Here is a 20,235-nt window from a genome sequence, read left to right on the forward strand (position 1 = left end):
CTCGCTCCGAAGACGGCGAATGTACGCTCGGCACATGACATCCGAGACGCTCAACCTGTCCGCAGATGATGTTCTGACCACGACCCGCTCGGTGCGCAAGCGCCTCGATTTTGACAAGCCGGTGCCGCGCGAGGTGCTGATGGAATGCCTCGACATCGCATTGCAGGCGCCGACGGGCAGCAACAGCCAGGGGTGGCAGTGGGTCTTCGTGACCGACCCCGACAAAAGGCTCGCGCTGGCCGAGATCTACCGGACGAACGCCACTCCGTATCTGAACGCCGAGAAGCCCACCTACGGCGACGAGCGTGACGAGCGGGCGCCGAAGGTGATGGACTCCGCGAGCTATCTCAACGACAACCTCGAGAAGGCGCCGGTCATGTTGATCCCGTGCCTGGAGGGCAAGCCGAAAGACACCGTGTCGGGTGCCAGCGCGGGCTACTGGGGATCGCTGCTGCCGGCCGTGTGGAGCTTCATGCTGGCGCTGCGCTCGCGGGGACTCGGCTCGGCCTGGACCACGCTGCACCTTCTCGGCGACGGCGAGCGTCAGGCCGCCGAACTCCTCGGCATCCCGTTCGACTCCTACAGCCAGGCCGGGCTCTTCCCGATCGCCTACACCAAGGGCACCGACTTCAAGAAGGCCAAGCGGCTGCCCGCCGAGCAGTTGACGCACTGGGATGAGTGGTAGTCACACGCTGCTTAATCCTCGCTGCCTGATCACACGCTGCCCATGAAGTCGTGCTGACGCCACGCCTCGTACACGGCGACGGCGGCGGCATTCGACAGGTTCAGTGATCGCCGGCCGTCCAGCATCGGAATGCGGACCTGCGCGGTGACGTGCGGGTCGGCGAGCGTCTCGGCATCCAGGCCGGTCGGTTCCGGCCCGAACAGCAGGACGTCGCCGGGTTCGTAGGCGATGTCAGCGAACGACGCCTGGGCGTGCGCGGTGAACGCGAACACCCGCGCCGGCATCACCGCGGCCCAGGCTGAGGCCAGGTCGGCATGCACCGTCACCGACGCCAGGTCGTGGTAGTCGAGGCCGGCGCGGCGCAGCTTCGGCTCAGAGAGATCGAAGCCCAGCGGTTCGACCAGATGCAGTTCGCACCCGGTGCCCGCCACCATGCGGATCGCGTTGCCGGTATTGGGCGCGATCCGCGGCGAATAGAACAGAACCCGAAACACCCTTGGCAGGGTAAACGGGTGTCAGTCCAGGCAGGTCTCGTAGCTCGCGATCGAGATCAGGCCTTCGAGAGTGTCGACGTCGACCATCTCGCTGCTCATCGCTCGCATCAGGGGTGAGTCACCGATCTCGGACGCATCGGCAAGCAGAGCCATCTCCACGCCATTGTGGGTCATTGCACTCCTCCAAAGGGGTCACCATCGATTGTGCCTGCAGATCAGCGGCCTTTCACCCTCTGACACGCAACGGGTCTGAAACGAAATCGCAACGCCCGCAACGGACTCTGTGTCATGTGCTTTGCTGGTTCTGCAGCCCAGGGGCGAACTCTGGCGACCCGCTGACCGGGCTGGCATACTCAGCGCATTCGCCAGGCGCTTCACGCCCGCCCGACGAGGGCGCCATCAGCCAGGATGCTTCATGAATCACGCTCGATCCTCGATCAAGCGGCCGCCTCGGTGGGCGCTGTCCAACTGGCCGGTGCGCGTCAAGGTGGTGGCCATCGTGGCCGTGCCGCTGCTGCTGGCCAGCGTGTTCGGCGGCCTACGCATCCACGCCGCGACCTCGTCCGCCCAGACGCTGCGGGTCGCGGCAGCGCGGGCGGAGATGGTGCCTGAGGTCGCGCAGTACCTGGCCGCGGTGGAAGCGGTGCTGGTGAGCGCGACGGACGGCGGTGACATACCCGCGAGCGTCTCCGCCTTCGAGTCCCGGGCTGCCGATCTGCAGCGCCAGTTGAGCTCGACCGATGTCGACGACGCGGTGCGCCTGGCGACGAACACGCTGCTCGATTTCGGTCGCGATCTCGTCGGCAAGAGCACGTCGGGCGGCAACGATCTGCGTACCCGGGTCATGACGTACGCGCCCCTGCTGATCACCGCCGAGACTGCGATCACCGGCTTGGTGGCGGGAGACGACGACACGGTCCGCAACGCGGGCGAGGCGCTTGCGAGGGCGGTCGGTGCCCGCGGCCAGATGACGATGCAGCAGATGCTCGTCGACCGCGGCGCAGATTTGCCCGAGCCCGAACTGCGCTCGTCGATGATCACGCTGGCCGGCACGGAACCGTCGACGGTGGCCGCAATGGGTGCGTTCCTCGGTGGCTCCACCGACGCGGTGGCGTCGCTGCGGTCGGAGATGGTCAAGCGGATGTCGCTGCTCTCTGACCCGGGCGTGGCACTGCCGAACAACCCTGACCTGCTGGCGTCGCAGCGCATCACCCGTGGCATCGCCGACGGGATCATCGCCGATACGTCCCGGTCGATCCCCGCGACGGTCTCCGACCAGGCAGCAGCCGCCCGGACCGCCGCGATCCGCGACGCCGCGGTCGTCGGCGCGGTGCTGCTGATCGCGCTCCTGCTGGTCACGCTGGTGGCGCGCAGCCTGGTGCGGCCGCTTCGCACGCTGCGGGACAGCGCGCTGAAGGTGGCCCACGAGGATCTGGCCCGGGAGGTCGAGCAGGCCCGCCTCGACGGCAAGACACCCACGATCGCGCCGCTGTCGGTGCCGACGTCGGAGGAGATCGGCCAGGTCGCCCACGCCGTCGACGAACTGCACGAGCAGGCGGTGCTTCTGGCGGCCGAGCAGGCGCGGCTGCAGATGCAGGTGACCGACATGTTCGAGACGCTGTCGCGGCGCAATCGCACGCTGGTGGATCAGCAGCTCGCGTTGATCGACCGGCTGGAGAGCGACGAAGAGGATGCCGACCGGCTGCAGAGCCTGTTCCGCCTCGATCATCTCGCGGCACGCATGCGCCGCAACGGAGCCAACCTGATGGTGTTGGCCGGCGCGCGCATCCCACGCGAGGACGCCGAGCCCGTCGCCGTCGTGGCCGTCGTGAACGCGGCAGCGTCCGAGGTCGAGGACTATCACCGAATCAGCGCCGAGGGTCTGCCGGACACCGCGGTGATCGGCCCGGTGGCCGGTGACCTGGTGCATCTGCTGGCCGAACTCCTCGACAACGCGCTGAGGTACTCACCGCCGACGGCTGCCGTGCATGTCTCCGCGGCGCGCACCGGCAACGGCGGCCTGGTGCTCGAGGTCGCCGACGCAGGCCTGGGGATGAGCGAATCCGATCTGCGGGTCGCCAACAGCCGGTTGCAGTCCGGGGGTGAGGTCAATCCGTACACCGCCCGGCACATGGGGTTGTTCGTCGCCGGCCGGCTCGCCGGCCAGCACGGTCTGGTCGTGCGGTTGCGGAGCACCGTCGCCGGCCGGCCGTCGTCGGGCACCACCGCCGGGGTGTACGTGCCGGCCGAGATGCTCGCGGCACCCGTACCGACGCCGGTACCCGCACCTGAAGCACCGGCGCCGGCCCCTGCCCCCACTCCGGCCCCTGCTCCCGCTCCGGCCGCTGCCCCCACTCCGGCACCTGCGCCCGTCGTCGTCGCGCCTGCGCAGAACGGCCACGCCCGCGCGCGGCACGCCAGGGACGACTCCGACGACGACGCGATCTACCAGACGATGCTCTCCGAATGGCTCGTCGACCCACACGAGCTCTCCCACAGCACCGACCTGAACTGGCAGACCGTCTGGGATCACGGCTGGTCGGCCGCGGCCGCCGCGCAGGCCGCACCTGTTCAGGAGCGCACTCCCGAGGGGCTGCCGATCCGGCGTCCCGGTGCCCGGCTGGTTCCGGGTGCCGCCCCGCGCACCGACGACGGAGACGGCGACCGTGCCGGCCGGGATGCGGTCCGCGACCCCGAGGCGGTGCGCGCCGGCATCGCGAGCCACTTCGGCGGGGTGGCCGCCGGACGACGGCACGCCCGCCACGAACGGGAGGAGGCAGGTGACTGAGTCGCTCGATTGGCTGGTGGCACGGTTCGCCAGGGAGACGCCGGGGGTCTCACACGCGATCCTCGTCTCGGCCGACGGTCTGCTGACCGCGGCCAGCGAACACATGCCGGCGGAGCGGGCCGACCAGATGGCCGCGGTGGCCTCAGGTTTGGCCAGCCTGTCGGCCGGTGCGGCGCAGCTGTTCGACGGTGGGTACGTGCTGCAGTCCGTCGTCGAGATGGAGAACGGCTACCTGCTGTTGATGCGGGTGGGGGACGGCTCCAACCTCGCCACGTTGGCCGCGCGCGGCGCTGACATCGGCCAGATCGGCTACGAGATGGCGATCCTCGTCGAGCGGGTGGGTGCCGCGATCGCCTCGCCACGACGAGATCCGTTGCGCTCATGACCCTGCGATGACTGACGACCCGGGGCCCCGACTCGTCCGCCCGTACACCCTGACCGCGGGCCGCACGGACGCGGGCGTCGACGTGCCGTGGGAGGCCGCGGTCGGGCCGGCGACGCCGCCGCTGGCGTGGGACTGGCCGAGCGCGGACGTGCGGGCGCAGATCATGGCGGCCTGCGCCGCGCGCCCGTCGGTCGCCGAGATCGCGGCGGATCTTCATCTGCCCCTCGGCGTGGCGCGCGTGGTGGTGGGCGACCTGGTGGTGCAGGGTTATGTCACCGTCCACGACACGCTCTCGGCGACGGCGACCACAGACGAGCGACGGGACCTGATCGGAAGGACGCTGCGTGGCCTTCGTGCACTCTAGGTCCGAGCAGCCCAGGACCGCCTCCACGAAGATCGTCGTCTCCGGCGGGTTCGGCGCGGGCAAGACCACGTTCGTCGGCGCGGTGTCCGAGATCGTGCCGCTGCGCACCGAAGCGCTGCTGACCGACGCCTCCGCAGGTGTCGACGAACTCGCCGGATTGCCGGACAAGACCACGACGACGGTGGCGATGGACTTCGGTCGCATCAGCCTCAGCGACGACCTGGTGCTGTACCTGTTCGGCACACCCGGCCAGCGCCGGTTCTGGTTCATGTGGGACGACCTGATCCGCGGCGCGATCGGCGCGATCATCCTGGTCGACGTCCGCCGACTCGAGGACAGCTTCGCCGCCGTCGACTTCTTCGAAGCCCGTGATCTGCCATTCCTGGTGGCCGTCAACGAGTTCGACGGTGCGCCCCGTCATCGGTTGGCGGCGGTGCGGACCGCGCTGGCGCTGCCCGAGCACGTCCCGCTGATCACCGTGGACGCGCGCAGCCGTGAGTCGACGAAGGCTGCGCTGATCGCGGTGACCGAGTACGCGCTGAGTCGGCTGGCCCCTGCCGGCTGACCACCATGGACGATCAGACCGACAGCGAATTCGCCGACGCGGATTTTCGCGACGAGGATTTCAGCCGGCTACGCACGGAGCGGGTCGTCTTCGACGGCTGCGATTTCTCCGGGGTCGACCTGTCGGAATCCGAACACGTCGGATCTGCGTTCCGGAACTGCATGTTCCGTCGTACGTCGCTGTGGCACAGCGTCTTTCGTCACTGCAGTTTTCTGGGCTCGACGTTCGTCGAGTGCCGAATCCGGCCGGTGACGTTCGTCGAATGCGATTTCACGCTCGCGGTCCTCGGGGGAGCGGACCTGCGCACGATCGATCTGTCGGACTGCCGCCTGCGGGAAACCAGCCTCGTCGGCGCCGACCTACGACGAGCGGTGCTGGCCCGCGCCGATCTCACCGGGGCCCGGGTACAGGGCACCCGCCTGGACGAGGCGGATCTGCGCGGGGCGCGTGCCGATCCGACGTTCTGGACGACGGCGTCGCTGCGCGGCGCCAAGATCGACATCGAGCAGGCGCTCGCCTTCGCCGCCGCACACGGTCTCGACATCCACGGCGGCTGATCAGCTCCCGGTGCTGACCGCGCGCGTCACCAGATCGGCGATCGCGCGGCAGTACCCGGGCTCCACCGGCGCGCTGCTGTAGAGCGCGCACGTCTGCAGCGGCGCCGTCAGCAGCTGCAGCACATGGATGGCCCGGAACTCGAGGTGGATCTCGCCGCGCCGGGTCGCCCGCGCGAGGATCGTCTCCATCACCGGTAGGTGGTGCTGCCAGAACAAGTGCCGGGTCTCGTCATCGACAGTGTGTGACTTGCTGTCGATGACGAGCATCCGCGCGATGCGGCGGCCCACCTGCTCGTTGAGGTAGTGCCCGACGGACACCGCGAGCTCGGTCAGGTCCTCGGCGAGGCTGCCCGTGTCCGGCGTCCGGATGGCGCTGGACGTGGAGCTGGTCAGGGCATCGACGACCAGATCGCGCGGGCTGTGCCACAACTGACCGATCTGTTCGGGGGCCACGCCGCAGCGGTGCGCGACACCCTCGATGCTGAAGCGGTCCACACCCCACTGCTGCAACTCCGTCAATGCCGCGTCCAGTGCCACGGCGCGGATCGCCGCATCGCTGTCCGTCACACAACCCCCTCGCACGCCCCGCCCGAGTCTATTGCGTTCGGAAGGGTCGCCCGTGCAGAGGTTTTGCCGCCCGACCTCTAAGCGGTGTCTGATTGCGCGACTCCTCGCAGGCTCGTCGTCACGCGGCCTTCAGGCGGATCTTCCACCTCACGAAACCGACATACACCACGCTGATCAGGACCAGCATCGCCATGTCGAACAGCCACGCGCCCGACGTGTGCTTCCAGTGGTCGTCCTGCGGGGTCAGCGGCCCGGGCACCAACCGGATCAGATCGATCGTCGACGCCGACGCGGCGAAGCCCCAGCGTGCCGGTGTCGCCCACGACATCTGGTCGAGCACGAGCCGGTCGGTCACCGGGATCATGCCGCCGGAGAACACCAGCTGGCTCATGATCGCGACCACCAGCAGCGGCATGATCTGCTCGGCGGAGCGGGCCAGCGCCGACAGGGCCAGGCCGACCATCGCCGCGGCGACGGTGGTGAACGCGATGTCGACGAACAACTCGAGGCTGCGGTTGCCGATCACGTTGCCGGCCTCCACGGCGCCGGGCCCCCAGCCCTTGCCGATGATCGCGATGGCGGTCACGATCGCCGACTGCACCACCGCGAACGCGGTGAACACCACCATCTTGGCCAGCAGATACGCCGAGGTCGACAGACCGACCGCCTGTTCGCGCCGGAAGATGGCGCGCTCGCCGATCAGCGCCCGGATCGTCAGCGCGGTCCCCATGAAGATTGCGCCGACGTTGAGCATCACCAGGATCTGGCCGGGCTCGTTGGGGGCTTCACCGCCCTCGAGCGCCGTCTTCGGCACACCGAAGCCGACGTCGCCAGGCACCGACAGCGACAGGATGCCCATGATGAACGGCAGCAGCATCAAGAACGCGAAGTAGCCACGGTCGGACACGACCAGCCGGATCTGCCGTCGCGCGATGGTGGAGAGCTGCCTGCGCAAGCTGGTGCGGGTGGGGTTGCCGAGCTCCGACGGTGTCAGCGCCGGCGGCTGGGGCGGCGGTGGACCGTGCTGGTCCAGGTAGCGCTGCGCGGCCGCGTCCGGATCGCCGGCGACGGTGGAGAAGATGTCAGCCCAGTTCGTGGTGCCCATCGACGGGCCGATCTGGTTGGGCGGTCCGTAGAACGCGGTCTTGCCGCCCGGCGCGAGCAGGAGAACCTGGTCGCACACGTCCAGATAGGTGAGGGAGTGCGTGACGACCAGGACGACGCGGCCGGCGTCGGCGAGCTGACGCAGCATCGTCATGACCTGCCGGTCGAGCGCGGGATCCAGCCCGGAGGTCGGCTCGTCGAGGATCAGCAGCGACGGGCCGGTCAGCAGTTCCAGCGCCACCGAGGCGCGCTTGCGTTGGCCGCCGGAGAGCTTGTCGACGCGGGTGTCGAGATGCTTGGTCATCTCGAGTTCCTCGAGCACCTCGTTGACGACCTGTTCCCGGTCGGCCTTCGTGGTGTCCGGCGGCAGCCGCAGCTCCGCGGCGTACATCAACGCCTGGCGCACGGTGAGCTGGCCGTGCACGACGTCGTCCTGCGGCACCATCCCGATCCGGGAGCGCAGCGAGGCGTACTCGGCGTGCACGTCGTGGCCTTCGAACGACACCTGGCCCGTCGTCGGATGCGTGTAGCCGGCGACCAGGCGGGCGAAGGTCGACTTACCCGCGCCGGACGGGCCGATCACCGCGGTCAGGGTGCCCGGCCGCGCCGAGATCGAGATGTTGTCCAGCAGCGTCTTGTTGTTCTCGATCGTCCACGTCACGCCGTGCACTTCCAGGCCGCCGGTCGCCGTGGCGGCGGCGGTCTCGGTGCGCCGGACCAGTGCGCCGTCCCGGAAGACCAGGTCGACGTTGCCGATGGTGACGGTGTCGCCGTCGGAGAGCAGCTGCGTCTCGACGCGGGAGCCGTTGACGAACGTGCCGTTGATGCTGCGGTTGTCGCGGATCTCGGTGCCGGCGCCCGTCGTCACCAGGGTCGCGTGGTGACGGGAGGCCAGCACGTCGGGGATGACGATGTCGTTGTCGCCGGCGCGGCCGATCTTCACCGAACCCGGCGGTACCTCCGGCGCCCGGCCGGGACGCAGGATCTTGAGCATGCTGGTGGCGATGTTGCCGTCACCGCCGGAGCGGGGCGCCGCGGCGGGCCCCATCTGGGTGACCGACTCCATCGCCGGCGACGAGATCGGCTGCTGCTGTACGGGGCGCGACGGCGGCGGTGGCGGGGGATAGCCGGTGCGTGGTCCGGTGGTCGGGTAGGACCGCCCGCCGGGTGGACGAGTCGGTGGTGGCCCCGGGTGGGTGGCCGTCTGGCTCGGCCACTGCCCGCTGGGGCGGCTCGCGACGGGGACGGCCGTGGTCGGGGGTGGGGTGCCCGCCGAGCCCTGATGCTTGCCCACCTCGAAGGTCAGCAGCGGGCCGTCGGGATTACCGATGTGGATCTGAGCGCCGTCGTTGATGTCGACGACGGGCACCCGCCGGCTGTTGACGAACATCCCGTTGAGCGAACCGTTGTCGATCGCGAGCCAGCGGCCCTGGTCGAAACGCAGCACGAGGTGTGCGCGGGAGATCAACGGATGGGCGATGCGGACATCGGCGCGCAGGTCCCGGCCGACGACCACGTCGTTGCCGGCTGCGAAAGTGCGGGTGGACCCGTCATAACGCACGGTCAGCGCAGGAGGTGCAGATCGGGTCACAGAGCCGCTCCGGCGGCGACAATAGACATCGCGCGCAACTCTATCGGTAGGCCCCGCTCATCGAGTACCTCGCGTGACCCTGTGGGTGATCTGTGGCCGGGCCGTTATCTCGCTGTTCCCTACCCGTGCGTGCGACACGCCCGTCGTGTGCACCATGAAATGTCCTGTGAATAGCCGCAATAGCGGGCGCTGGATCAGCTCGGGCACGCGCATCGTATTTTAGAGGTAAACCTCTACTTTAGGGTGGAGCAATGCCGCGGCCCGCCCGATACACCGTCGACGTCCTCCTCGACGCAGCGGCGGACCTGTTGGCCGTCGACGGACCCGGTGCGGTCACCATGTCGGCGGTGGCGCGCAGCACGGGAGCGCCGAGTGGCTCGGTCTACCACAGGTTCCCGACCCGCGCAGCACTGTGCGGAGAACTGTGGGTGCGCAGTGAGGAGCGACTGCAGGAGGCGCTGCTGGCTGCTCTTGCCACGGACGACGAGCCGGCGCAACGCTGCATCACCGGCGCGCTGTCCGTGCTCGCCTGGTGCCGCGCCCATCCGGTCGAGGCCCAGGTGCTGCTGACGGGGCCCGGACAACTCGGGCTCGGCGAATGGCCCGAGAATCTCGTGGGACGCCGGAAACGCTTGCAGCGCAGGCTCAAGAAGGTGCTCGGCGAGATCCCGGGTGACTCCGCGCGGGTGAGCGCGGCGGTGATCGATGTGCCGTACGCGATCGTGCGACGTCACCTGAGCGCGCGCCAGGCGATCCCCGCGAGTGCCGATGCGATCGTCACCGATTGTGCGCAGGCGCTCACCGCCCCGAGCTGACAGGCGACGGCGAACCCGTCACGACGCAGTGGGTGTGGCTGTAGATGGTCGCCATGCACTGGTTGCAGTGCGTGCACATCGATCGCACCGAGTTGCCGTCGGCGGCGATGCGGTTGATCAGGTCCGGTTCGGCGAGCAGGGCCCGCCCCATCGCGACGAAGTCGAAGCCCTCGGCCATCGCCAGGTCCATGGTCTCGCGATTGGTGATGCCGCCCAGCAGGATCAGTGGCATCGAGAGCTCGGCGCGGAACAGCCGGGCATCGCGCAGAAGGTACGCCTCGCGGTAGGGATACTCGCGGAAGAACTTGTTGCCCGTCATTCGGATGCCCCAGCGCAGTGGCGGCTTGAAGGCGCCCGCGAACTGCTTGACGGGTGCATCGCCGCGGAACAGGTACATCGGGTTGACCAGCGAGCTGCCGGCGGTGAGCTCGATGGCGTCCAGGCCGCCGTCTTCCTCGAGCCACTTCGCGGTCTGCAGTGCCTCCTCGGTCGAGATGCCGCCGCGAACACCGTCGCTCATGTTCAGCTTCGCGGTCACCGCGATCGGCGTGCCCGCTTTCTCCACCGCCCGACGGACGGCGAGGACGGTGCCGCGGGCCACCTTGGCCCGGTTGGCCAGCGAGCCGCCGAACTCGTCGTCGCGCCGGTTGATCAGCGGTGACAGGAACGAGCTCGCGAAGTAGTTGTGGCCGAGGTGGACTTCGACGGCGTCGAAGCCGGCGTCGATGGCCATGCGCGCGGCCTGCGCGTGCGCCTCGGTGATGTCGGTGATGTCGTCGCGGGTGGCCCGCTTGGCGAAGCGCATCGACAGCGGATTGAAGAACCGCACCGGGGCGTAGGCGGTGGTCCCGTTGGACCGGGAGTTGGCCACCGGGCCGGCGTGACCGATCTGCGCGCTGATCTTCGCGCCTTCGGCGTGCACGGCATCGGTGAGCTTGCGCAGCCCGGCCATCGCCTCGGGCCGCCAGTAGATCTGATTCCCTTCGGTGCGTCCGCCCGGGGCGACGGCCAGGTAGGCGACGGTCGTCATGCCGACCCCGCCCGCCGCGGGCAGCCGGTGGTAGGTGATCAGGTCCTCGGTGACCAGAGCGTTCGGCGTCGCGGCCTCGAACGTCGCTGCCTTGATCACGCGGTTGCGCAGTGTGATGGGACCCAGCGCGGCTCCAGTGAACACATCGCGGACAGTTGTCATGTCGAAGAGCCTGTCACAATGATCGCCGTGGGTGCGATCACTTTGGACGGTAAGGCCACGCGCGACGAGATCTTCGTCGACCTCACGGAACGCACGAAGCGTCTCGTCGAGGCCGGCCACACCCCGGGGCTGGGCACCGTCCTCGTCGGCGACGACCCCGGATCCCAGGCCTACGTGCGCGGCAAGCACGCCGACTGCGCGAAGGTCGGCATCACCTCGATCCGCCGCGATCTGCCCGCCGACATCAGCCAGGCCGACCTGATGGCCACGCTCGACGAGCTCAACGCCAACCCCGAGTGCACCGGGTACATCGTGCAGCTGCCCTTGCCGCGGCACCTCAACGAGAACGCGGCGCTGGAACGGATCGACCCCGACAAGGACGCCGACGGATTGCACCCGATGAACCTCGGCCGGCTCGTGCTCAACGAGCCGGCGCCGCTGCCCTGCACCCCGCGGGGCATCGTCCACCTGCTGCGCCGCTACGAGGTGGAGATCGCCGGCGCCCACGTCGTGGTGATCGGCCGCGGTGTCACCGTCGGCCGTCCGCTCGGACTGCTGCTCACCCGCCGCTCGGAGAACGCGACGGTGACGCTCTGCCACACCGCGACTCGGCACCTGCCCGAGATCGCCCGAGAGGCCGACATCATCATCGCCGCGGCGGGCGTGCCGCACATGGTGACCGCCGAGATGGTGCGGCCCGGGGCCGCCGTCGTCGACGTGGGTGTCAGTCGCGACGCCGCCGGCAAGCTCGTCGGCGACGTGCATCCCGACGTCTGGGACGTGGCCGGGCACGTGTCACCCAACCCCGGCGGCGTCGGCCCGCTCACCCGGGCGTTCCTGCTCACCAACGTCGTCGAGCGCGCCGAGGCTGCCGCCGCGTCGTGAGGGCGACCCGCAGGCTGTTCACCGGGCAGTGGCCGATCCTGATCGTGGGGCTGTCGCTGCTGGCCGCGTTCGTGCTGGTGGCTGCCGGTTACTGGCGCCGGGGTGCGCTGGTGATGGCGATTGCGGTGGGCATGGCGTCGGCGCTGCGGCTGACCTTGCCGGAAGATCGTGTCGGTTTGCTCGCCGTGCGCAGCCGCACGGTGGACGTCGCCACCACGGCGGCAGTCAGCGCGATCATGCTCTACATCGCCTGGACGATCGATCCGCTGGGTACCAGCTGACCGTTTCCTGTTTGCTGACCCATCCGTCGCCCGTCGGCTCGCCGGAATGCCGCCGGGGATCGATGTGCGCGACGCGTCGGTGACGGGCCCACTGTCACCGGAGCATCCAATGCCGCAGCCGCTGCTCGAGCAGTGACGCCTGACGGCGGGACCACACATGACCCGCACGGCCGGTCATCGTGAGGCGGCGCGTCGCCGGTCGATCGGTGTGGAAAGTGGCACGAACCGGCGCCACGGCGAGGGTCGACGCGGCGCCGCCGGGGCCTGATGGCGCAGGCCACGAGGCTCCGGAGGCCCCGAAAATCAATCGGTGAACAAATGTTTCGTTACCGGTGAGTAGGGATACCCCAGCATCGTCCTCGTCGGTGTGACTGCAGTCACACCGTCTACTGCGGAGCGCATCAGGGGTGATCCATGGCCGGAGTGGTCAAAACGGTGGCGCGGTGGTCCAAGAAACCGGCCCGCGACGTCGAAGCACCGAGCGGGGGGTGGGTGAACATGGTCCGCGGGCTCGCCGCCCGCGCCACGACTCCGCTGCTCCCCGATGACTATCTCTCTTTGCTCAATCCGCTGTGGTCGGCGCGTGAGCTGCGCGGCGAGATCGTCGAGGTCCGCCGGGAAACCGACGATTCGGCCACCGTGATCATCCGGCCGGGCTGGGGCTTCGCACGCGACTATCAGCCCGGCCAGTACGTCGGCATCGGGCTACGCGTCGACGGCCGCTGGCACTGGCGGTCCTACTCGCTGACCTCGGTACCCGAGCCGGACCGCGACGAGATCTCGATCACGGTGAAGGCCACCCCGGAGGGATTCCTGTCCACCCACCTCGTCGACGGGGTCGAGCCGGGCACGATCATTCGATTGGCCGCGCCGCAGGGCGAGTTCACGCTGCCCGATCCGCCACCGGAATCGCTGCTGTTCATCACCGCGGGCAGCGGCATCACGCCGATCATGGCGATGCTGCGGTCGCTGCGGGCCCGCGGCCAGGCGCCCGACATCGTGCACATCCACTCGGCGCCGTCGGCCGAGTCGGTGATCTTCTGTGACGAACTGCGGGAGTTGGAGAACGAGCAGCGCGGCTATCGCCTGCACCTCCAGCTCACCCAGGAGGACGGCAAGGTCGAGCTCACCGAACTCGACCAGATCGTGTCGGACTGGCAGAAGCGCTCCGCATGGGTGTGCGGGCCGTCGGCGATGCTCGACGCAGCCGAAGAGGTGTGGGAAGAACACGACCTGGCCGACCAGCTGCATATGGAGCGGTTCACGATCGCGGCCACCGACAAAGGCGGAGAAGGCGGCACCGTGCACTTCGCGATCTCCGACAAGTCGGTCGAGATCGACGGTGCGACAACAATATTGCAGGCCGGCGAGGACGCCGGGCTTCAGATGCCGTTCGGCTGCCGGATGGGTATCTGCCAGACCTGTGTGCTCCCGCTCGAAGAGGGGCACGTCCGGGACATCCGTTCCGGGCAGGAACACGGTGCGGGCGACCGTATCCAGACATGCATATCCACCGCCTCCGGTGACTGCACCATCAAGATCTGAGGAGACTTACCATGGCGATCACCGACATCAAGGCCTACGCGCACCTCACCGAAGAGGACGTCGAGAATCTCGCGGCCGAACTCGACCAGATACGCGCCGACATCGAGGAATCCCGCGGTGAGCGCGACGCCCGGTACATCCGGCGCACCATCCAGCTGCAGCGAGCGTTGGCGGCGGGCGGCCGCATCTCACTGTTCGCGAGCAGCAGCCGAATCGCCCGGGTGGCCGGGACGGCAATGCTGGCGACGGCGAAGATCATCGAGAACATGGAGCTCGGCCACAACATCACTCACGGCCAGTGGGACTGGATGAACGATCCGGAAATCCACTCGACCGAATGGGAGTGGGACACCACCTCACCGTCGGTGCAGTGGAAGAAGTCGCACAACTTCATCCACCACAAGTACACGAATGTCGTTGGGCTCGACGATGACATCGGCTACGGCATCATGCGGCTCACTCGTGATCAGCGCTGGGAACGGTGGATGATCGGCAACCCGATCTACAACCTGCTACTCGGGACGTTCTTCGAATGGGGTGTGGCCCTGCACGGCGTCGAGGTGACGAAGTACCGCAAGGGCGAGAAGTCCAGGGGCGAGGTCCTGCGAGACCTCAAGGTCATCGGCCGCAAGGTCGGCAAGCAGGTCGGCAAGGATTACATCGTCTTCCCGGCGCTGACCGGAACCAACTGGAAGCACACGCTCAAATGCAATGCGGTGGCGAACTTCATCCGCAACTACTGGGCGTACATGGTGATCTTCTGCGGCCATTTCCCCGACGGCGCAGAGAAATTCACCGAAGAAGAGTTCGAGAACGAGACCCGCGGCGAATGGTATCTGCGACAGATGCTGGGCTCGGCCAATTTCCACGCCGGCCCGGTCATGGCGTTCATGAGCGGCAACCTCTGCTACCAGATCGAGCACCACATGTTCCCGGATCTGCCGAGCAACCGGTACGCCGAGATCAGCGTGCGAGTCAAAGATCTGTGTGAGAAGTACGACCTGCCGTACACCACCGGGCCGCTGCTGCGGCAGTACTGGCAGTCGTTCTGGACGATCCTCAAGCTCGCGCTGCCGGACAAGTACCTGAAGGCGCCCAGCGACGACGCGCCGGAAACGGCCTCGGAGCGGCGGTTCGGCCGCGTCGAACCCACCCCGGGAACGCCGAAGCGTGGGCTGCGCACCGCACTTCGGGAGCGCGCCCGGGCGGCGTGACCGTTGCCCGGTGGCGACTTCAGCCCGCGGCCAGATGGGCGCGGCGCTGAGGTCGCCACCCTGCGCGTGGAACAGCGGCCACAAGGGCTCTGGTGTACGCGTGCGCGGGCTGCGTCAAGACTCCGGTGGTCGTCCCCTCCTCGACCACCACGCCCTGCTCCATCACCACGACCCGATCGGCGACCTGGTTCACCACCGCGAGGTCGTGGGTGATGAACAGGTAGCTGACAGGTCGCTGCGCTCGAATGTCTTTGAGCAGGTTCAGAATCTGGGCTTGGATCGATACATCCAGCGCCGCGACGGCCTCGTCGAGAATGACCAGCGCCGGGTTCGCGGCAAGTGCTCTCGCGATCGCCACCCGCTGACGCTGACCGCCCGACAACTCGAACGGAAGCCGTGAAGCGAACTCGTCGCCGAGTCCGACGTCGTCGAGCAGCGTCCGTGCCGCCGCGTCGCGATCCGCTCTGGTCAAGCCGGGCTGATGGATACCGACTGACGTCGCGATCACGTCCAGGACGCGCTGCCGGGGATTGAGTGACGAGTACGGATCCTGGAACACGTACTGGACCTCGGCGGCCCACCGCACCCGCTGACCGTGGCGGCTGGGCGGGCGACCGCGCGGCTCCCCATTGACGACGATGGTGCCCGAGGTCGGCGATTCCAGCCCGACGATCGTCTTGGCGACCGTGGTCTTCCCCGAACCCGACTCGCCGACGATCGCCAGACACTCGCCGTCTGCTACGTCGAAGCTGACGTCGTCGACGGCGAGCACAGGCTGTCCACCCCGTACCGGAGACGGATACCGCTTGCAGAGGCGCCGAACCGAGAGCACCGGCGAATTCGTCATGTCAAGCTCCCGCTTTCGATTCGGCGTGCACCGTTCGGTTGTACTGCAGCACAGGCAGTCGGTCGCTGCGGTGGTCGATGCTGGGCCGCGCGGAGAGTAGCTCCCTGGTGTAGGGATGTCGCGGATCGTCGTATACGTCGGGTCCCTGCTCCACGATTTCACCTGCGTACATCACCGCGATCCGGTCGCAACACGCGGCGGCCAGCTCGAGATCGTGGGTGATGAAGAGCAAGGCCAGGCCGCGCTGTTGGCGTTGCTCGCCGATGATGGCCATGACGTCAGACTGGGCCGTCACATCGAGTGCGGTGGTCGGCTCGTCGGCCAGTAGGAGGGTCGGTTCGGCAAGCAGCACCGACGCGATGAGTACGCGCTGCAACAGTCCTCCGGACAACTGGTGGGGGTACTGGCGCATCCGCTGGCCCGCATTGCGCACGCCGACCTCTTCCAGCAGCGTGACGGCGCGGTCCTCGGCGTCGGACCGTGACACCCCGCGGGTGATGCGCAGCGCCTCGGTGAGGAAGTCGTCGACGCGGTGCACCGGGTTGATGTGGGCCCTCGGGTCCTGGAAGATCATCCCGACATCCCGACCTCGAAAGCGTTGCAGCTCTGCGCGTTTCATCGCGAGCACATCGGCGCCGTCGAACTCGATCGTCCCGCCGACGACGAAGCGTTCGGGTAGTAGCCGCATCACGGCGCGAGTGGTGAGCGACTTGCCCGAACCGGATTCGCCGACGAGAGCCACGGCTTCGCCCGCTCCGACAGTGAGGTCGACGCCGTTGAGCAGGCGCTTGGTTGCCGCCTTAAACGGTACGTCGACAGTCAGGTCGCGGATGGTGAGCAGGGTCGCGTTCACTGACCACTCCTTGCCGATGCGGTGAGTCGGTCACCGATGACGGTGACGCACAGGACGATCAGCACGATCAGAGTGCCCGCAGCCTGGGATTCGCTGAAGAAACCCCGCAGCACACTGTCGAAACCGCTTTTGACCATGAGGCCCAGATCCGCGGTCGGCGGCTGAACACCCAAGCCCAGGAACGACACCGCCGCAAGGTCGATGACCGCGAAGCCCAGTGAGGACACTGCCTGTGCCACGATCAGCGGCATCAGGTTGGGCAGCATCTGCCATGTCGTGATCGACAGACTGCGCTGACCTTGCAGCCACGCGGCGGACACGTACGGCAGATTGCGTTCACGCAATGCGGCTCCGCGTACCACCCGGGCCACGTACGGGATGTAGGCGATGGTCAGACCCGCGACCACGGTGCCGAAACTCGGCCCGAACAGGGCTACGGCGATGAGGGCGAACACGATGCCGGGGACAGCGAAGAGCACGTCGAGAACCCAGGAGATCGCCGTGTCGACCCGCCCACCCCACCAGGCCGCAGTGAGTGCGAGCATCGAGCCGACCACGGTCGACAGCAGGATCACCAGTCCCGGCCCGGCCAGGGTGTACCGCGTACCGAACAGAAGGCGCGAGAAGATGTCTCGCCCTAGCGCGTCGGTGCCGAACCAATGTGTCGTAGTGGGATTGCTCAGGACATTGAGCAGGTCGGGCTCGTTGGGATCGAACGGCGCGATCAGCGGCGCAGCGGCCGCGGCCAGGACGATGACGGTGAGCGTGATGGCCGCGGTCGTGCCGAGTGGCCCGAGCCGATCAGTGAGACGAGTGATGCGGCGCAGAGGGTGCGACGGCGAAGCGGCACGCAGCGCGGGTGCGGTCAACACTGCTTGGCTCACGGTTTCCTCCCCAGAGCGATGCGCGGGTCGATGACGGTGTAGAGCACATCGACGACCGCATTGACTACGACGAACCCGAAGACCAGGACCAGGACGACCGCCTGTACCACGGCGAAGTCGCGCTGCAGAATCGCCTTCACCAGAAGAGAGCCCAATCCGTCGATGGCGAAGACGTTCTCGACGACGACGGCCCCGGCGATCAGCGACGCGACGGTGAGACCCAGCACGGTGGTGATGGGTATCAGGGCGTTGCGCAGGATGTGCCTGCGGATGATCACCGAGCCGGGCAGCGCCCTGGCGACCGCCGTCTGCACATGCTCGCGGCTGCGCTCCTCGTCCACCGAGGCGCGCGTGATTCGGGTCAGATACCCGATGCTGCCCAGGCTCAGGGCGACCGCGGGCAGCACCAGATGGTGCAGCGTGTCGATACCACCCGATCCGCTACCGAACACCGGAAACCAGTTGAGCGCCACAGCGAACAGGCTGATGAGTGCGACACCGATGACGAACACCGGCGTCGAGAGGGCGACCGAAGCCAACGACGTGATGAGGCCGCCGGTCCGGCCGCCCTTCAGGGCCGCGACCGTGCCGAAGCCGACGCCGGCGACGGCGATGATGACCGCCGAGATGGCGACCAGCATCACCGTGGTGCCGATCCGTCCGTCGATCATGTCGGACACGTTCTGCCGGTACACGATCGACTGGCCGAAGTCCCCATGCAGCACGTCGCCCAGCCAGCGGACGTACCGCAGGTGGAACGGATCGTCGAGGTGGTACTTCGCAGTCACGGCGGCGACCTGTTCGGGGGTGCCTCCGCGGGGGCCGAGAATGAACGACAGTGGGCTGCCCGGCGCCAAATACAGCAGCGAGAACACCAGGAACGAGGTCACGAGCAGCACCAGGACGAGACCGCCCAGCCTCTTGAGAGCGTATGTCGCAAGGCTCATTTCGTTTTTTCCTCTGTTCCACCGACGGTGGCGGCCCACGGGTAATAGAGATAGGCGATCGACGCGGTCGCCCCCGAGATGCGCGAGTTCTGCACGAGAATGGTCGGCAGGTACACCAGCGGCGTCCACGGCACGTCCTCGGTGACCTTCTGCTGGATCGCGATAACACGCTGTGCGCGCTCGGCCGGGTCCAGCGTCCCGATCGCTTCGTTGACCTGGTCGCTGACCGCGTCGTAGGCACCGAAGTTGTTGGTACCGTCGTGCACGAACATCGAGTAGGCCTCGAGCGGATCCGGCAGGTTTCCGTACCAGGTGGTGAAGAATCCGTCGAGGCCCTCCCGTGCCGTCGGGTCGCTGTAGAGATTGCCGAACTGTTCGACAGGGATGACCTTCGTGCGGATGTCGAGCCCGAGCTTCCGGCCTGCAGCCTGGATGACGTTGGCGGTCTGCTCGTGCACAGCCGAACTGCCCTGGACGCCAATCGTGATCGGGCCGACGTTGCCCACCTGCTTCAGCAGTCCCCGTGCGCGTTCGATGTCGGGGTCCGTGCCGAAGCGGGTGGCGGCGGCCTCGAAGGCGTCCTTCTCATAGCCCCAGTAGTCGGGACCCGCCAGCGTCGGGGCGGGAAGCCCTGCTCCCTGCATGACGACACCGGCGATGGCCTTGCGGTCGATGAGCGCCGAAAGTGCCTGTCGCACACGGACGTCACCGAGAGGTCCGTTCGCGTTGGCGGTGGCGAGCGCGAAGTACACCAGGGATTTGCCGAAGTTCAGCGTCAGGTTGCTGTCCTTCTGCAACTGGATCAGCCCGGCGGGTGGCAGATAGAAGAACTGCCCGTCGACCTCACCGCTGCGCAGGGCGTTCACTGCCGTGGACTCGTCGGCGATGAAGCTGAAATCGATGTGATGCGCGCGGGGCCGCAGTGTGGCATCCCAGTAAGCGTCGTTGCGGGTGAGGCGCAGATCGCGACCGGGTGTCCAGGTGTCGAGGGCAAAGGGGCCGGTGCACATGACGCCGCCCTGGGGTGTGCCGAACCCCTCGCCCGCACGTTCGGTGAACGCCTGCTGGGACACCGCCCCCGCTGCGGTGGCCATCGCCTTCTCGAACAGCGCGTCGGGCTGGGTGAAGCGGACGGTGACCTGGTGCGCACCGGTGGCCTCTATCGATTTCACGTGGCCGTAATAGCCGACGAAATACGATGCGTTGTCAGGGTCGAACTGGCGGTTGAGGCTGTAGGCGACGTCCTGGGCGGTCATCGATGTGCCGTCCCAGAACGTGACATCGCTTCTCAGCGTGTAGATCTGGGTGAGATCGTCGGGCTTGTCCACCCGCACCGCCAGGCCCGGCCGGATCTCGAGGCTCGGTGTGAGTCGAAGTAAGGATTCGCACATGTTCGCGATGACGGTGTTCTCCGCGTAGTTGAACGAGTGCATCGCGTCGAGCGAAAGTGGTTCGTAGGGCAGGTTCCACGTGACTGTGTCGATGTCGGCGGTACCCGGAGTGGTGGTGGTGCGGAGATCGTTCTGGTCGACCGCCGATCCGTACGGGTCCGCGCCAGGCATCGAACAGCCGGCGATCATCATCGCCGTGGCCAGCCAGCAGGCCAGCGATCGGGGGCGAAACCGGTATCGCCGATGCGGGGACAGCATCGCTGGGACTCCTCTGGCTTTCG

21 protein-coding genes are annotated in these 20,235 nt (G+C 67.8%); 11 read left to right on the top strand and 10 right to left on the bottom strand.

Annotated features, from left to right (window positions below; translation table 11 throughout):
- Positions 1 to 34: 34 nt before the first annotated feature.
- Entirely contained in the window at positions 35 to 685 is a 651-nt protein-coding gene (locus tag ACZ50N_RS06290; RefSeq protein WP_046361728.1) for a nitroreductase family protein, read from the top strand.
- A gap of 29 nt (positions 686 to 714) precedes the next feature.
- On the opposite strand, the gene ACZ50N_RS06295 is transcribed toward ACZ50N_RS06290, so the two are convergent.
- Positions 715 to 1,179: a tRNA (cytidine(34)-2'-O)-methyltransferase gene (locus ACZ50N_RS06295; RefSeq protein ID WP_046361727.1), complete on the bottom strand. Its 465-nt coding sequence runs from the start codon at positions 1,177 to 1,179 to the stop codon at positions 715 to 717.
- A gap of 21 nt (positions 1,180 to 1,200) precedes the next feature.
- Complete coding sequence (locus tag ACZ50N_RS06300) at positions 1,201 to 1,353, bottom strand: hypothetical protein (RefSeq protein ID WP_162938380.1); 153 nt, start codon at positions 1,351 to 1,353, stop codon at positions 1,201 to 1,203.
- A gap of 241 nt (positions 1,354 to 1,594) precedes the next feature.
- Between ACZ50N_RS06300 and ACZ50N_RS06305 the strand changes: the two genes are divergently transcribed.
- Genes ACZ50N_RS06305 through ACZ50N_RS06325 form a run of 5 tightly spaced genes read left to right on the top strand, consistent with a single transcriptional unit; the run spans position 1,595 to position 5,838 of the window.
- The gene (locus ACZ50N_RS06305; protein WP_464474930.1) at positions 1,595 to 3,967 is read left to right on the top strand and encodes a sensor histidine kinase; all 2,373 of its coding nucleotides are present in this window, start codon (positions 1,595 to 1,597) and stop codon (positions 3,965 to 3,967) included.
- Positions 3,960 to 4,352, top strand: coding sequence for a roadblock/LC7 domain-containing protein (locus ACZ50N_RS06310; RefSeq protein WP_464468801.1), 393 nt, complete (start codon positions 3,960 to 3,962; stop codon positions 4,350 to 4,352). Before ACZ50N_RS06305 ends, ACZ50N_RS06310 begins: the two co-directional genes overlap by 8 nt.
- Positions 4,353 to 4,359: 7 nt before the next feature.
- Positions 4,360 to 4,716 carry a DUF742 domain-containing protein gene (locus ACZ50N_RS06315; protein ID WP_046361724.1) on the top strand — a complete coding sequence of 119 codons (357 nt, stop codon included), beginning with the start codon at positions 4,360 to 4,362 and terminating at the stop codon, positions 4,714 to 4,716.
- Entirely contained in the window at positions 4,706 to 5,281 is a 576-nt protein-coding gene (locus ACZ50N_RS06320; protein ID WP_046361752.1) for a GTP-binding protein, read from the top strand. Before ACZ50N_RS06315 ends, ACZ50N_RS06320 begins: the two co-directional genes overlap by 11 nt.
- Before the next feature lie 5 nt (positions 5,282 to 5,286).
- The gene (locus ACZ50N_RS06325; RefSeq protein ID WP_046361723.1) at positions 5,287 to 5,838 is read left to right on the top strand and encodes a pentapeptide repeat-containing protein; all 552 of its coding nucleotides are present in this window, start codon (positions 5,287 to 5,289) and stop codon (positions 5,836 to 5,838) included.
- Here ACZ50N_RS06325 and ACZ50N_RS06330 read toward each other — a convergent pair whose 3' ends face one another.
- Together ACZ50N_RS06330 and ACZ50N_RS06335 are read right to left on the bottom strand one after the other, a co-directional pair.
- Positions 5,839 to 6,405 carry a TetR-like C-terminal domain-containing protein gene (locus tag ACZ50N_RS06330; RefSeq protein ID WP_464474931.1) on the bottom strand — a complete coding sequence of 189 codons (567 nt, stop codon included), beginning with the start codon at positions 6,403 to 6,405 and terminating at the stop codon, positions 5,839 to 5,841. It lies immediately after the preceding gene.
- A 118-nt stretch (positions 6,406 to 6,523) separates the two neighbouring features.
- Positions 6,524 to 9,100 (bottom strand): FHA domain-containing protein, encoded by a 2,577-nt coding sequence (locus tag ACZ50N_RS06335; RefSeq protein ID WP_464474932.1) that lies wholly within the window; start codon positions 9,098 to 9,100, stop codon positions 6,524 to 6,526.
- 251 nt (positions 9,101 to 9,351) lie between these two features.
- On the opposite strand from ACZ50N_RS06335, the gene ACZ50N_RS06340 reads away from it, so the two are divergent.
- Complete coding sequence (locus ACZ50N_RS06340; RefSeq protein ID WP_048424622.1) at positions 9,352 to 9,915, top strand: TetR/AcrR family transcriptional regulator; 564 nt, start codon at positions 9,352 to 9,354, stop codon at positions 9,913 to 9,915.
- Here ACZ50N_RS06340 and ACZ50N_RS06345 read toward each other — a convergent pair.
- Positions 9,899 to 11,107, bottom strand: a complete 1,209-nt coding sequence (locus ACZ50N_RS06345) for an NADH:flavin oxidoreductase (protein ID WP_046361719.1) — start codon at positions 11,105 to 11,107, stop codon at positions 9,899 to 9,901. The two genes, ACZ50N_RS06340 and ACZ50N_RS06345, sit on opposite strands and share 17 nt — an antisense overlap.
- A 27-nt stretch (positions 11,108 to 11,134) precedes the next feature.
- Between ACZ50N_RS06345 and ACZ50N_RS06350 the strand changes: the two genes are divergently transcribed.
- From ACZ50N_RS06350 to ACZ50N_RS06365, 4 genes are all read left to right on the top strand, one after another.
- Positions 11,135 to 11,992: a bifunctional methylenetetrahydrofolate dehydrogenase/methenyltetrahydrofolate cyclohydrolase gene (locus ACZ50N_RS06350; RefSeq protein WP_172835630.1), complete on the top strand. Its 858-nt coding sequence runs from the start codon at positions 11,135 to 11,137 to the stop codon at positions 11,990 to 11,992.
- On the top strand, positions 11,989 to 12,273 hold the full coding sequence (locus ACZ50N_RS06355) for a DUF3017 domain-containing protein (protein ID WP_046361717.1): 285 nt from the start codon (positions 11,989 to 11,991) through the stop codon (positions 12,271 to 12,273). The genes ACZ50N_RS06350 and ACZ50N_RS06355 overlap by 4 nt, the downstream gene beginning before the upstream one ends.
- A gap of 414 nt (positions 12,274 to 12,687) precedes the next feature.
- Entirely contained in the window at positions 12,688 to 13,818 is a 1,131-nt protein-coding gene (locus tag ACZ50N_RS06360; RefSeq protein ID WP_046361716.1) for a ferredoxin reductase, read from the top strand.
- Between the two features lie 11 nt (positions 13,819 to 13,829).
- Positions 13,830 to 15,032 carry a fatty acid desaturase family protein gene (locus ACZ50N_RS06365; protein ID WP_046361715.1) on the top strand — a complete coding sequence of 401 codons (1,203 nt, stop codon included), beginning with the start codon at positions 13,830 to 13,832 and terminating at the stop codon, positions 15,030 to 15,032.
- A gap of 19 nt (positions 15,033 to 15,051) precedes the next feature.
- On the opposite strand, the gene ACZ50N_RS06370 is transcribed toward ACZ50N_RS06365, so the two are convergent.
- Genes ACZ50N_RS06370 through ACZ50N_RS06390 form a run of 5 tightly spaced genes read right to left on the bottom strand, consistent with a single transcriptional unit; the run spans position 15,052 to position 20,212 of the window.
- Positions 15,052 to 15,879: an ABC transporter ATP-binding protein gene (locus tag ACZ50N_RS06370; RefSeq protein ID WP_046361714.1), complete on the bottom strand. Its 828-nt coding sequence runs from the start codon at positions 15,877 to 15,879 to the stop codon at positions 15,052 to 15,054.
- Position 15,880: 1 nt separating this feature from the next.
- On the bottom strand, positions 15,881 to 16,732 hold the full coding sequence (locus ACZ50N_RS06375; protein WP_464474933.1) for an ABC transporter ATP-binding protein: 852 nt from the start codon (positions 16,730 to 16,732) through the stop codon (positions 15,881 to 15,883).
- Positions 16,729 to 17,616 (bottom strand): ABC transporter permease, encoded by an 888-nt coding sequence (locus ACZ50N_RS06380; protein ID WP_198529117.1) that lies wholly within the window; start codon positions 17,614 to 17,616, stop codon positions 16,729 to 16,731. Before ACZ50N_RS06380 ends, ACZ50N_RS06375 begins: the two co-directional genes overlap by 4 nt.
- Entirely contained in the window at positions 17,613 to 18,563 is a 951-nt protein-coding gene (locus tag ACZ50N_RS06385) for an ABC transporter permease (RefSeq protein ID WP_046361713.1), read from the bottom strand. The genes ACZ50N_RS06380 and ACZ50N_RS06385 overlap by 4 nt, the downstream gene beginning before the upstream one ends.
- The gene (locus tag ACZ50N_RS06390; protein ID WP_464474934.1) at positions 18,560 to 20,212 is read right to left on the bottom strand and encodes an ABC transporter substrate-binding protein; all 1,653 of its coding nucleotides are present in this window, start codon (positions 20,210 to 20,212) and stop codon (positions 18,560 to 18,562) included. Before ACZ50N_RS06390 ends, ACZ50N_RS06385 begins: the two co-directional genes overlap by 4 nt.
- Positions 20,213 to 20,235: the final 23 nt, after the last annotated feature.

Source organism: Mycolicibacterium obuense (genome assembly GCF_055397605.1).

Bases quoted from the DNA above. Each gene is read 5' to 3' on its own strand.
- ACZ50N_RS06290 (WP_046361728.1), top strand. From the start codon at position 35: ATGACATCCGAGACGCTCAACCTGTCCGCAGATGATGTTCTGACCACG.
- ACZ50N_RS06300 (WP_162938380.1), bottom strand. From the start codon at position 1,353: ATGACCCACAATGGCGTGGAGATGGCTCTGCTTGCCGATGCGTCCGAG.
- ACZ50N_RS06305 (WP_464474930.1), top strand. From the start codon at position 1,595: ATGAATCACGCTCGATCCTCGATCAAGCGGCCGCCTCGGTGGGCGCTG.
- ACZ50N_RS06315 (WP_046361724.1), top strand. From the start codon at position 4,360: ATGACTGACGACCCGGGGCCCCGACTCGTCCGCCCGTACACCCTGACC.
- ACZ50N_RS06325 (WP_046361723.1), top strand. From the start codon at position 5,287: ATGGACGATCAGACCGACAGCGAATTCGCCGACGCGGATTTTCGCGAC.
- ACZ50N_RS06340 (WP_048424622.1), top strand. From the start codon at position 9,352: ATGCCGCGGCCCGCCCGATACACCGTCGACGTCCTCCTCGACGCAGCG.
- ACZ50N_RS06345 (WP_046361719.1), bottom strand. From the start codon at position 11,107: ATGACAACTGTCCGCGATGTGTTCACTGGAGCCGCGCTGGGTCCCATC.
- ACZ50N_RS06360 (WP_046361716.1), top strand. From the start codon at position 12,688: ATGGCCGGAGTGGTCAAAACGGTGGCGCGGTGGTCCAAGAAACCGGCC.
- ACZ50N_RS06365 (WP_046361715.1), top strand. From the start codon at position 13,830: ATGGCGATCACCGACATCAAGGCCTACGCGCACCTCACCGAAGAGGAC.
- ACZ50N_RS06370 (WP_046361714.1), bottom strand. From the start codon at position 15,879: ATGACGAATTCGCCGGTGCTCTCGGTTCGGCGCCTCTGCAAGCGGTAT.
- ACZ50N_RS06385 (WP_046361713.1), bottom strand. From the start codon at position 18,563: ATGAGCCTTGCGACATACGCTCTCAAGAGGCTGGGCGGTCTCGTCCTG.
- ACZ50N_RS06390 (WP_464474934.1), bottom strand. From the start codon at position 20,212: ATGCTGTCCCCGCATCGGCGATACCGGTTTCGCCCCCGATCGCTGGCC.